7 protein-coding genes are annotated in these 13,803 nt (G+C 43.8%); 5 read left to right on the top strand and 2 right to left on the bottom strand.

Features of this window, described 5'->3' with window-relative positions; translation table 11 throughout:
* Positions 1 to 44: 44 nt before the first annotated feature.
* Together DXA54_RS02525 and DXA54_RS02520 are read right to left on the bottom strand one after the other, a co-directional pair.
* Entirely contained in the window at positions 45 to 1,601 is a 1,557-nt protein-coding gene (locus tag DXA54_RS02525; protein ID WP_120078916.1) for a sulfatase, read from the bottom strand.
* Positions 1,602 to 1,816: 215 nt separating this feature from the next.
* Positions 1,817 to 3,190 carry a sigma-54-dependent transcriptional regulator gene (locus DXA54_RS02520; protein ID WP_004304936.1) on the bottom strand — a complete coding sequence of 458 codons (1,374 nt, stop codon included), beginning with the start codon at positions 3,188 to 3,190 and terminating at the stop codon, positions 1,817 to 1,819.
* 87 nt (positions 3,191 to 3,277) lie between these two features.
* On the opposite strand from DXA54_RS02520, the gene DXA54_RS02515 reads away from it, so the two are divergent.
* From DXA54_RS02515 to DXA54_RS02495, 5 genes are all read left to right on the top strand, one after another.
* Positions 3,278 to 4,117, top strand: a complete 840-nt coding sequence (locus DXA54_RS02515) for a peptidylprolyl isomerase (protein WP_004304934.1) — start codon at positions 3,278 to 3,280, stop codon at positions 4,115 to 4,117.
* Between the two features lie 5 nt (positions 4,118 to 4,122).
* The gene (locus tag DXA54_RS02510; RefSeq protein ID WP_004299932.1) at positions 4,123 to 5,361 is read left to right on the top strand and encodes a M16 family metallopeptidase; all 1,239 of its coding nucleotides are present in this window, start codon (positions 4,123 to 4,125) and stop codon (positions 5,359 to 5,361) included.
* A gap of 83 nt (positions 5,362 to 5,444) precedes the next feature.
* Entirely contained in the window at positions 5,445 to 6,803 is a 1,359-nt protein-coding gene (locus tag DXA54_RS02505) for an MATE family efflux transporter (protein ID WP_120078915.1), read from the top strand.
* Positions 6,804 to 6,843: 40 nt separating this feature from the next.
* Complete coding sequence (locus DXA54_RS02500; protein ID WP_120078914.1) at positions 6,844 to 9,177, top strand: hybrid sensor histidine kinase/response regulator; 2,334 nt, start codon at positions 6,844 to 6,846, stop codon at positions 9,175 to 9,177.
* Positions 9,178 to 9,291: 114 nt separating this feature from the next.
* Positions 9,292 to 13,803: a translocation/assembly module TamB domain-containing protein gene (locus tag DXA54_RS02495; protein ID WP_165863213.1), complete on the top strand. Its 4,512-nt coding sequence runs from the start codon at positions 9,292 to 9,294 to the stop codon at positions 13,801 to 13,803.

Here is a 13,803-nt window from a genome sequence, read left to right as displayed (position 1 = left end):
TATTCCACACTCCCCGCCACAGTTCTTTTATTTAGGTAATCTATTTACTTAATTTCATCCGGCCAGGGACAAGGTTTACCTGTCGCTTTGAAAGTTGGTCGTTGTGCATCTACTTTTCTTAGAAAGTTGCCCAGCTCTTTAGAAAGTTTCTTCACGATGTCCGGATGCTGTGCACTAAGGTTGTTGCTTTCTCCTATATCATCAGGTATGTTGAATAACTCTTTCTTTCCTGTTCCATAGTAATAAATCAATTTCCAGTCACCGTTTCGAACGGCACAATTAAAGTTGATTCCGGGACCGTCATTTCCCCAGTTGTTAGGCATATTCCAGAAAAGACTCCGACCCTTAGCTGGGTTGCCTGTCTGTTTCAGCAGAGGGATGAAACTGATACCGTCTATCGGTTGAACTGTCTGGTAGTTCTTGACACCTGCCATTTCAAGAATAGTAGGGTAGAAGTCTTCTATCAACAAGTAGTTGTTGCATTTGCTTCCCGGAGCTACTACTCCCGGCCAGCTGATAATCATCGGTTCGCGGATACCGCCTTCATAAGTAGAACCTTTACCACTGTTCAATGGATAATTCTGTGTATGCAGCTTGCCGTCACGCCATCCGGATTCGGATGCAAGTCCTCCGTTATCACTCATAAAAATGATAATAGTGTTGTTGGCTTCTCCATTCTTTTCCAGCCAGTTCATTAAATCACCTAAACTTTTATCCATTCCTTCAATCAGTGTGGCATAAGCAGCTTCATGGTCTGTCATTCCTTTTTTCTTGTACTTCTCATAGAAGCGCATATCTTTGTTCAAAGGAATGTGGATGGCATATTGCGACATATACAAATAGAAAGGCTGATTATACTTTTTCGCTTTATCCAGTGCTTTAATGGCTTCCAACGTCAATGCTTCAGTTACAAAGGTTTCCGTTCCCCAATATTTCTCTAATCCGGGAACAGACATCAGTGATACCGCTTTCCCATCTTTGGTATGTCCGTAGTTCTCTTCTCCCAGGTAACTGGCAAGTCCACCGGCCGCATGTCCGGCAATATTTACCTCGAATCCCCAATGATGCGGATCTTCCCCTGGAGTATCTATCGCTCCGAAATGGGCTTTTCCACAATGTATAGTATGATAACCGCTGTTCTTTAGCAGTTGCACGAAGGAGGTTCCTACGAAAGTATGATTAGTGCCGGACACTTGACTTACTCCATTGTAATTCCAGTCAGGGACTGCCAGAATGCTATCTTTACGGTCTGTCATTGTATTCTTTTGCAGCGTCCAGTTAGTTACTCGGTGACGTGCGGCGTTGGTTCCGGTGATGAGGCTGCACCGGGTAGGAGAACTGATACTGTTGGCATACGCTTGAGTAAACATCATTCCCTGTTTGGCTAACCGCTCCATATTTGGAGTCTCGTACAATTCGTTATAGTGTGTCTTCTGTGTCCAGAATGGGAGTGAAGTATCCTGCCATCCCATATCGTCTACCATAAAGAGAATGATATTCGGACGTTTGTCCGCGTGTTCTATTTGCATATTGCTTTGTGCTTGCAGATTGGTTGCTGCGAGTGGCACAAATGCAAGGGGTAATAATGTTTTTTTATTCATGGGGGGCATTTTATTCTATGGAATATGCATTAAAATTAATAATATCTGGTAATGCGATAGATTCGGTTAAAGATAAGTTCGAGCACTACAAAAAGGAATCATTTCTCACCGTGATGAGAATAAATACTCATAATAGTGAGAATTTTTTCTCATTGCATTGAGAAAATTTTCTCATAGGCATGAGAACACTTGAGAAAATGCAAGAATGTAACTTGTTACAAATCAATATTGTATAATTTCAATTTATTATATAAAGTCTTTCGATCAATATTCAGTAATTGCGCTGCTTTACTCTTATTGTTTCCTGTTTGGCGTAGCGCCTCCAAAATATGCTCTTTTTCAGTCTCTTCATTGCGTAATGCAATGCTCGTATTGCTGGATGCAGGAGTTTCTAAAAGCTCGGTCCCCAATTCCAATAAAGTAATGAAACTGCTTTGTGCCAATAAAGTTGCTCTTTTGACGATGTTCTTCATTTGGCGCAAATTTCCCGGCCAATGATAATTCATTAAAGCTTGCGATGCTTTTGCATCGAAACCAATCAGGTGTTTATCCAGTTCCTTGTTTGCCTGATCGAGGAAGAAATTGGCAAAGAGCAGAATATCTTCTTTCCGTTCTTTCAGATCGGGCATACGGAGGGTAAATTCATTGATACGATGATAAAGGTCTTCACGGAAAGTACCTTTTTCAATGGCTTGTTCCAGATTCTCATTGGTGGCAGATACCAGACGAATATCTACCGATATCTCCTGTGTAGAACCTACCGGACGTATTTTTCTCTCTTGCAAGGCACGAAGCAGTTGTATCTGCACTTCATAACTAAGGTTTCCGATCTCATCCAGAAAGATAGTACCACCGTTGGCTGCAACGAAAGCACCCGTTTTATCTGTCAGAGCACCTGTAAACGAACCTTTCACATGACCGAAAAATTCGGAAGCAGCCAGTTCTTTGGGGATAGAACCACAATCTACGGCAATAAACGGTTTATCGTTTCGTTTGCTAAGTTGATGAATACGGTGCGCCACATACTCTTTTCCTGTTCCGCTGGAACCGTTGATAAGTACGGACATATTGGTCGGAGCTACCAGACCTACATAATTGTAGAGTTGTTTGGCTGCATCACTTTCTCCTTCCAGATAAGCACGATGATTTTCTGTTGAATCTTTAGATGAAGTAGAAGCACCTTTTTTAGAAGAAGATTTAGCAACGTTATGAGTAGCAGGACTCTTTTCAGACTGTAGACATTCAGAAATTTTCTTCAGTAATTCTTCCGGATTTACCGGTTTGGCTATATAATCACGTGCTCCCAGTTTCATTGCCTGTACGGCGGATTGTATATCCGCATAGCCAGTCATGATGATTAAAGGAATGTCCATGCCTTGTTCATTCATCCATTTCAGCAGATCGATACCTTCGTGGTCGGGTAGTCGCAGGTCTGATAAAATCAGATCGACGTTTTGGCTTTCGATATGTTTTCGGGCGCGGGCAATATTACTCACTGATGATACTTCAAAGCCCTTTTTGCCTAGCCAGGTTTTTAGCATCATTCCAAAAGTGATATCATCTTCAACGATCAATATGGAGCTCATCATGTCAGGTTTTGATTCTTTTAAGTCACAAAGGTAAGAGGATTTAGGCGAAAGTGGTATATTTGCAAACTTAAATTAAATAAAAGTGTTATGAAAAAGATTCTATTGATAATATTAACCATATCGTTTTGCGGACTTACTGCCTGCAAAACCGGAACAAAAAAAGGAGGAGACATGGATAAAGAAACGTTGGTAAAGATTGAGACAACTGTAGGAGATATCGAGGTGAAACTATATAATGAGACACCGAAACATCGTGATAATTTTATCAAACTGGTGAAGGACGGTGTTTATGAAGGCACACTGTTTCATCGTGTTATCAAAGATTTTATGATTCAGGCTGGTGACCCGGACTCAAAGAATGCACCGAAAGGAAAAATGCTGGGTACGGGAGATGTAGGTTATACTGTTCCCGCTGAATTTGTATATCCTAAATATTTCCATAAGAAAGGTGCCTTGTCCGCTGCCCGTCAGGGAGATAATGTGAACCCGAAGAAAGAATCTTCCGGTTGTCAGTTCTATATCGTGACAGGTAAGGTGTTCAATGACTCTACCTTGCTGGGTATGGAAAGCCAGATGAATGAGAATAAGATTAATGTTATTTTCAATACGCTGGCACAGAAACACATGAAGGAAATTTATAAGATGCGAAAAGCAAATGACGAAAATGGTCTTTATGATTTGCAGGAAAAGTTGTTTGCAGAGGCACAGGAAATGGCAGCTAAACAACCGGAATTTCATTTCACTCCGGAACAGATTGAAGCCTATACAACGGTGGGAGGAACTCCGCATCTGGATGGCGAATATACTGTGTTCGGCGAAGTAGTGAAAGGTTTGGATATTGTGGATAAAATCCAGCAGGTGAAAACCGACCGTAGCGATCGTCCCGAAGAAGATGTAAAAATAACAAAGGTGACAATACTTGACTGAAATATATGAAAATCAACAGGCATATTCTTGATAATGGGTTACGTCTGGTACATTCGCAGGACGAAAGTACGCAGATGGTTGCCCTTAATATATTATATAATGTGGGAGCTCGCGACGAAGATCCCGAACATACCGGTTTTGCCCATTTGTTCGAACACCTGATGTTCGGAGGGTCGGTGAATATTCCCGATTATGATATGCCGCTTCAATTGGCGGGTGGAGAGAATAATGCCTGGACGAATAATGATATAACCAATTACTACCTCACTGTACCTCGTCAGAATGTAGAAACCGGCTTTTGGTTGGAATCCGACCGGATGTTGAGTCTTGATTTTAGCGAACGGAGTCTGGAGGTACAGCGGGGAGTAGTAATGGAAGAATTCAAACAGCGATGTTTGAATCAGCCTTATGGGGATATCGGACATCTTTTGCGTCCTCTGGCTTATCAGACGCATCCTTATCAATGGCCTACTATCGGAAAAGAGTTGTCGCATATTGCCAATGCTACGCTGGAAGAAGTGAAGGCATTCTTTTTCCGTTTTTATGCTCCTAATAATGCTATATTAGCTGTAACCGGCAATATCTCTTTCGAAGAAGCGGTTGCTTTGACGGAAAAATGGTTCGGCTCTATTCCTCGTCGGGAAGTTCCTCAACGGAACCTGCCACAAGAACAGGAACAGACGGAAGAACGGCGGCTGACGGTAGAGAGAAATGTTCCTCTCGATTCTTTATTTATGGCATACCACATGCCTGCCCATTGCCATCCGGATTATTATGCATTTGATATTTTGTCGGATGTGTTGAGCAACGGACGTTCCAGCCGGTTAAACCAGCGTTTGGTACAACAGAAACAATTATTTTCGAGTATAGATGCTTATATTTCCGGCAGTGTAGATGCGGGGTTATTCCATATTAGTGGTAAACCTTCGGCAGGTGTCACCCTGGAACAGGCGGAAGCGGCAGTGCGGGAAGAACTGGAACTGTTGCAGCAAGAATTGGTTGACGAACAGGAACTGGAAAAAGTGAAGAACAAATTTGAGTCCACCCAGATATTCGGCAACATCAATTATTTGAATGTGGCAACCAACCTGGCTTGGTACGAATTGCTTGGCCGGGCGGAGGACATGGAAAAAGAGGTCGATCGTTATCGGTCTGTCACGGCTGAACAATTGCGGGCGGTAGCTCAATCTGCTTTCCGTAAGGAGAACGGAGTAATACTATATTATAAGAAACAACAAAATTAAATTCTCCCTTTTTTAATCTATCAGTGAAAGGGAAAAGTCCCTTTGCCTGAAAATGGAGATACGTTTAGGTAACGGAAAAGTAAATGAGACATATTTATAGTACATATAAAGAGCATTATAAAGCACTAATTTTTCTCGGACTGCCGATTGTGATCGGTCAAATAGGAGTAATCGTTCTTGGATTTGCGGATACGTTAATGATCGGGCATCATAGTACGATTGAGCTGGGAGCAGCTTCCTTCGTCAATAATGTGTTCAATCTGGCGATTATTTTCAGTACGGGTTTTTCGTATGGGCTGACTCCCATTGTGGGAGGTTTGTATGGAACCCGCCAGTATGCCCCTGCGGGACAGGCTTTACGCAACAGTTTGCTGGCAAACCTGATGGTTGCATTGCTGCTGACTGTCTGTATGACTGTTCTTTATCTAAATATAGAACGTCTCGGACAGCCGGAAGAATTGATTCCCCTGATTAAACCGTATTACCTTGTTTTGCTCGCTTCACTAGTGTTTGTCATGCTTTTCAATGGATTCAAGCAGTTTACAGACGGAATTACGGATACAAAAACCGCTATGTGGATATTGCTTGGTGGAAATGTCTTGAATATCATAGGAAACTATATCCTGATTTATGGAAAGCTCGGATTGCCCGAGTTAGGTCTGTTGGGAGCAGGTGTCAGCACGCTGTTCTCGCGTATCGTGATGGTGATTATATTTATCATCATCTTTATGCGTAGTCCGCGTTTTGTCCGCTATAAGATTGGCTTTTTCCGTTTGGGATGGTCACGAGCTGTATTTGGGCATTTGAACGGCCTCGGATGGCCGGTTGCTTTTCAAATGGGAATGGAGACAGCCTCTTTTAGTCTAAGTGCGATCATGATCGGTTGGCTGGGTACTATCGCTCTGGCTTCTCATCAGGTTATGCTGGCTATTTCGCAGTTTACATTTATGATGTATTACGGTATGGGTGCTGCTGTGGCTGTTCGTGTCAGTAACTTCAAAGGTCAGAATGACATCATCAATGTACGTCGTTCTGCCTATGCAGGTTTTCATCTGATGATGACATTGGGCGTTGTGCTTTCTTTGATTGTCTTCCTTTGCCGGAATTACTTGGGAGGCTGGTTTACCGACAGTCAGGAAGTGGCTGCTATGGTGACCTCTCTAATTTTCCCTTTCCTCGTTTATCAGTTTGGCGACGGACTGCAGATTACTTTCGCCAACGCTTTGCGTGGAATTTCAGATGTAAAACTAATGATGTTGATTGCCTTTGTCGCCTATTTCATTATTTCTCTTCCTGTAGGTTATTTCTGCGGCTTTGTGATGGGATGGGGAGTAGTAGGTGTCTGGATGGCATTTCCTTTTGGTTTGACAAGCGCAGGATTGATGCTTTGGTGGCGTTTTCATCACATGACGAAACTCCCCGAACCTCATCCCAAAACCTGATACTAAATACTTGATACTTAAAACTTAATACTTAACCCCAATGGCTTCCTTCCGTTTTACAAAGTTGAAAATAACCGCCGGTTACACTTTGTTGCTGGCGATCCTCCTTTTCTCGCTGGTGTTTGTACATCGTGAAATGGAAGCATTGTCGGCCGCCGACGATCAACAAAATTTAAGAACAGACAGTCTATTGACCCTTCTCCATGAGAAAGATCAAAACACGATTCAGATGTTGCGGGTGCTAAGTGAGGCAAACGACAGTCTTCTCTCTGCTTCGGAAATCGAAGAAATCATTTCCGAACAGGATTCTGTGATTACCCAGCAACGGGTACAACATCGGGTCATCACCAAACGTGACTCGTTAATCACTACTCCTAAAAAGAAGGGATTCTTCAAACGACTCGCCGAAGTGTTTTCCCCTTCTAAACAAGACAGTGCCGTATTAGTAAATACATCGTTGGAAGTAGCCACTGATACCATTCTCCAACCGACCACTTCTAAAGATTCTCTTCAGCAGAAAATCCGCATGGCTACCGAAGAAAAACGGTTGCAACGGAGGAAAACAATCCGGCGTACCAGTACAAAGTACCAGCGGATGAATACGCAGTTGACGGCACGGATGGATAGCTTGATTAAACAGTATGAGGAAGAAATGACCTTGCGTGCCCGTCAGGATGCCGAACTTCAGCAGGAAGTGAGGATGCGGTCGGCACGTATCATCGGCGGTATCGCGGTTGGTGCCGTACTATTATCGGCTTTTTTCCTGATATTGATTATGCGGGATATTTCCCGTAGCAACCGTTACCGCCAGCAATTGGAGGTGGCGAATAAACGGGCGGAAGATTTGCTGATCGCCCGTGAAAAATTAATGCTTGCCATTACCCATGATTTTAAAGCTCCGTTAGGCTCAATTATGGGATATACCGAACTCCTGTCCCGATTGACAGAAGATGAACGGCAACGATTCTACCTTGACAACATGAAAAGCTCTTCAGAACATTTATTGAAGTTAGTCAGTGACTTACTTGATTTCCACCGGCTTGATCTCAATAAAGCGGAAGTGAATTGCGTAACCTTTAACCCTTCCCAGCTATTTGATGAAATTTATGTCAGTTTCGAACCTTTGACCGCTGCCAAAGGTTTAGCCTTGCAATGTCACGTCGTCCCGGAACTGAATGGAAGATATATCAGTGATCCTTTGCGACTCCGGCAAATTGTGAACAACCTTTTGTCCAACGCCGTAAAGTTTACTCAAAAAGGAGAAATTAGCCTGACAGCCAGTTATGATTCTTCTAAGTTAACCATCGCCATTGCCGATACAGGAAAAGGGATGGCATCAGAAGATCGTGAACGTATCTTCCAAGAATTTACACGTCTTTCCGGTGCGCAGGGGGAAGAAGGTTTCGGACTCGGACTCTCTATTGTGAAGAAATTGGTAACCTTGCTTGAAGGAACCATTGACGTGCAAAGCACATTAGGAAAAGGGAGCTGTTTTACTGTAACTTTACCTCTTTATCCGGTAGGTAAATCCATTGCGGAAAGCGAATCTCCGGAAAATGAATCTTCGGAGGACGAAAGTCCATACGCTCCCAAACAGTCGGTTGCCATTCCTCCCATGAAAGTCATTCGTGTGCTTTTGATTGATGACGATAAGATTCAGCTGAATCTGACTGCTGCCATGTTGAAACAGCATGGTATTGATGCCGTATGTTGTGAACAGCTGGAACAGCTGATTGAACAACTTCGCTCTTCCGTCTTCGATGTATTGCTGACAGATATACAAATGCCTGCCATTAACGGGTTTGATCTGGTAAAACTATTACGGGCTTCTAATATACCACAAGCAAAAACAATTCCTGTTATTGCTGTGACTGCCCGTAGTGAAATGGATAAAGCCGCTTTACATGAACATGGTTTTGCCGGTTGTTTGCATAAACCGTTTACAGTAAAGGAATTGTTGCTAACAGTAAATGAAGGTCAACTTTCGGCCGATGAAGCGCATATAACAGAAGATATGGGAACTGTCGGGATCAACTTTTCTGCACTGACTGCTTATTCTGAAGATGATCCGGAAGCAGCATACTCCATCATTCACACTTTTATTGAAGAGACAGGCAAGAATGTCGAACGGATGCAACAAGCATTGAATGAAAAAGAAGTGGACGGGATAGCTGCCATGGCGCATAAACTTCTCCCTCTTTTCACAATGATCGGAGCGGAGGATACTATCGCCCCATTAAAATGGTTGGAGGCTTGTCGTGGAGAAGAATTTTCGGAAAAAATAGAAGAAACAACATTCAATACATTAGAAGCTGTCCGTAAAATAATTAGTGAAGCGGAGCATTATTTGGAGGTAATGAAGAATACCCAATAAGCCGTTTTCTTCTACTCCTTGGCTACTATCTGTATCTTTCTTACTATTACCCAAACCTTTTTTCAAAATAATTTGTTTACTTTGTGTCACCTTATTTACACTGACACATTTTACATGAAACGAAAATGGATACGTTGGGTAAGCTGGATATTGCTTACTCCTATAATACTCTTTGTAATACTAATGGTATTGCTTTATGTTCCTCCCGTTCAGAATCTTTTGCGTCGGGAGGTTACTGCATACGCTTCTAAAGCAACCGGCATGCGGATTCAGGTGGAGCGGATAGACCTTCGTTTCCCGCTTAATCTGTTGGTACGTGGCGTGGAGGTTATTCAACAGCCGGATACCCTTTTGTCTTTGGAAAGTCTCAATGTTCGTGTACAGGCATGGCCGTTGATAAAAGGAAAAGTAGAAGTGGATGAAGTCACTTTGAGCCGGGTAGCCGTTAATTCAGCCGATTTGATGGAGGGAATGAAGATTAAAGGCGTTTTGGGACGTTTCTTCCTGCAAAGTCATGGCGTCGATCTGTCTAATGAACTAGCGGTAATCAATCAGGTCGAACTATCCGACACTCACGTGCAGCTACTGATGAATGATACCACAACTACGCCCAAAGATACCACAGCTTCTGCTCCGATCAACTGGAAAGTAGCTCTTCATCAGTTGAAATTGAAAAATGTATCGTTCAGTATGCAACTTCCTGCTGATTCCATGCGTATGGCGGCCCATATTGGAGAAGCAGCCATCGATGATGCTCAAGCAGATTTGAAGAATCAGTACTACGACTTGAAGAAGTTCTTATTATCGGGAACCTCTGCCAGTTATGATACCGGAACTGCTCAACCGGCAGAGGGCTTCGACACTTCTCATATTGCCGTCCGGGATATTCGCATCGCTCTGGATTCCTTGCTGTATAAAGGGAGGGATATGAACGCAGTCATTCGTGAGTTTACCATGAACGAACGTTCCGGATTGAGCGTCACTTCCCTGACGGGTAGAGCCTACTCCAATGATTCAGTTATCTGTGTTCCTGGTTTGAAACTGAACACTCCCCATTCTGAAATCGATTTATCTGCCCATACCTATTGGGAACTGGTCAATATCCCCACTACGGGACGCTTATCCGCCCGTCTCAATGCTTATATCGGCAAAGAAGACGTCATGCTGTTTGCCGGCGGTCTGCCCGAAAGCTTCAAAGTAGCCTATCCATTTCGTCCGCTCGTCATCCGTGCCGGCACGGACGGCAATCTGAAAGAAATGCAGATTTCCCGTTTCACGGTAGACCTGCCGGGTGCTTTTGCATTGGAGGGCGGTGGCCTTTTGGAAAACCTCACCGACAGCCTCACACGCACCGGAACCATCGGCCTGAAAATGACTACTCAAAACCTGAACTTCCTGACCGCTCTGTCGGGAGAAGCGCCTAATGGTACGCTTGTCATTCCTGACAGCATGAATCTGGTGGCGAAAGTGGATATCAAAGGTCCTGAATATAAAGCAAATCTCCGTTTGAAAGAAGGACAAGGAGCTATAGACGTGAATGCAGCCTTAAATACCACTACCGAAGTCTATAAGGCTGATCTGAAAATAGACAATCTGCAACTTCATAGTTTCCTCCCGAAAGACTCTATCTATGAACTTTCTCTTTCGGCTGCGGCTAATGGTCGTGGATTAGATGTCATGTCCTACCATTCATTTGCCAAATTGAATCTTTCATTAGATCAGCTTCATTATGCTAAATACCATCTTTCCAATCTTGATCTGACGGGAGAACTTAAAGGCGCATTGGTCACTGCACATCTGACAAGTGACAATGCTTTATTGAAAATGACAACGGATGCTGAATACAATCTGGCACACAGCTACCCCGACGGTAAAATAACGATTGATGTCACCCAACTGGATTTGCATGAACTGGGAATCATGCCGGAGCCAATGAAGCGTCCGCTGACTTTCAATTTTTCGGCAGAGGCTCGTCAGAACCGCGTATTTACCCATTTAATCTCCGGAGATATGAAACTCGATTTGAGTGCACGTTCCGGTGTTAATCCTTTGATTCGTCAGTCCACTCATTTTGTGGATGTACTGATGAAGCAGATTGATGAGAAAGCCTTGAATCACGCTGAATTACGCAAAGCATTGCCAACTGCTATTTTCTCTTTCTCCGCAGGACAAGAGAACCCTTTGGCATATTTTCTGGCTACCAAGAAGATAGCTTACCATGACGCTTCAGTGAAATTCGGAACGGCTCCCAACTGGGGAATTAATGGAAAAGCCGCTATCCACGCCTTGAAAGTAGATACCTTGCAATTGGATACCATCTTCTTTACCGTCAAACAAGATACCACACTCATGAAATTGCGTGCCGGAGTTATTAACGGTCCCAAGAATCCGCAATTCTCCTTCTCTACCACACTGACGGGAGAAATTCGTGATCGGGATGCCGAATTGCTGGTAGACTTTAAGAATGGAAAAGGAGAAACAGGAGTATTACTCGGTGTCAATGCACGTCCCTTGTTCGAGGGCAAAGGAAAAGGCGATGGACTGGCTCTCACCTTGATTCCGGAAGAACCGATAATCGCCTTCCAGAAGTTTCATTTCAATGAAAATCATAATTGGATTTATGTGCATAAGAATATGCGTGTATACGCCAATGTAGATATGTGGGATGACGAAGGAATGGGATTCCGTGTACATTCTGTACGGGGAGACACCGTTTCTCTACAGAATATTGATGTGGAAATCCGAAGAATCAGTTTGGCTGATTTGAGCAGTGTACTTCCTTACTTCCCGGAAATAACCGGTTTATTCTCTGCGGAAGCGCACTATGTACAGACCGAAAAGGATCTTCAACTTTCGGTTGAAGCAGCTATTGATGAATTGACTTATGAACGTCAACGAATTGGTGACGTGACAGTGGGAGCCACCTGGCTGCCAGGCGAACAGGGAAAACAATACCTGAACGCCTATCTGAATCATGACAAAGTGGAAGTGATGGTGGCGGATGGTAAGCTGGTTCCAACCCAGACAGGAAAAGACAGTCTGGAAGTAAACGCTACTCTGGAGCATTTCCCGCTACGTGTAGCTAACGTATTTATTCCTGATAAAATGGCTACGCTGGCCGGTGATATGGATGGTAATCTGAATATTGCGGGTAGTACCGAACAGCCTTTGATAAATGGCGAACTGATATTGGATAGCGTTACTGTCCTTTCCCGGCAGTATGGTGCTAACTTCAGGCTCGACAACCGTCCGGTACAGATAAAGAATAATCGGTTGGAATTTGATAAATTCGCAATTTATACAACAGGAAAAACTCCATTCACGATTGACGGTTATGTTGATTTCAGGGATATGTTCCGACCGATGGCGAATCTGAATCTGCTGGCGCAGAACTATACGCTTCTGGATGCCAAACGCACTCGTGAGAGTCTGGTCTACGGAAAAGTCTTTGCCGATTTCCGGGCAACAGTGAAAGGGCCGTTGGATGGATTGAATATGCGTGGAAACATGAGCCTGTTGGGTAATACAGACGTTTCCTATATCTTGACCGACTCGCCGTTGACGGTACAGGATCGTTTGGGAAGTCTGGTAACCTTTACTTCGTTTAGCGACACCACTACGGTTGTCCAACAAGAAGTGCCGACTGTTTCTTTAGGCGGGTTGGACATGGTGATGATGGTACATATCGATCCATCCGTCCGTTTGAAAGTCGATTTGGATGCAAGCAATGACAATCGTGTCGAACTGGAAGGGGGAGGTGACCTCTCTATGAAATATACTCCGCAAGGTGATCTGACATTGACCGGACGCTATACGTTGAGCGGCGGTTTGATGAAATATGCTTTACCTGTCATTGCTGCCAAAGAATTTGCTATCGATAACGGTAGCTATGTGGAATGGACAGGAAACCCCATGGACCCGATGTTGAACTTCAAAGCAACCGATCGTATCCGTGCTTCTGTTTCCGAAGGAGAGAACGGCGGAACGCGTTCGGTTAATTTCGATGTGTCCATTGTTGTCAAGAACCGGTTGGATAATCTTTCCTTTGCATTTGATGTATCTGCTCCCGAAGATGCAACCATACAAAACGAGTTGACAGCCATGGGGGCGGAAGAGAGAGGTAAACAAGCCCTCTATATTATGGTTATGAAAACCTATCTTGGCACCGGACCGATTGGTGGCGGAGGTGGTGGATTGGGTAAACTGAATATGGGTTCCGCACTGAACTCCGTATTAAGCAGCCAAATCAACTCATTGATGGGAAATTTGAAAAATGCCAGTGTTTCTGTCGGTATCGAAGATCACGATTTGTCGGATACGGGTGGTAAGCGTACGGATTACAGTTTCCGTTATTCACAACGTCTCTTTAACAACCGTTTCCAGATTGTAATCGGAGGTAAGGTGTCTACAGGTGAGAATGCGACGAATGATGCGGAATCCTTTATCGATAACATCTCTCTGGAATATCGTTTGGATAGAACCGGAACCCGTTATGTTCGTCTGTTCTACGATAAAAACTACGAGAGTGTACTCGAAGGCGAGATTACGGAAACAGGAGTCGGTCTGGTACTTCGCAAGAAACTGGACAAACTCAGTGAACTGTTCATCTTTAAGAAAAAGAAGTAA

Source organism: Bacteroides sp. OF03-11BH (assembly GCF_003604005.1).
GTDB classification, from domain to species: Bacteria; Bacteroidota; Bacteroidia; order Bacteroidales; family Bacteroidaceae; genus Bacteroides; species Bacteroides ovatus.
The sequence above is the reverse complement of the archived record's forward strand: the minus strand, read 5'-3'. Positions and strand labels throughout refer to the sequence as shown.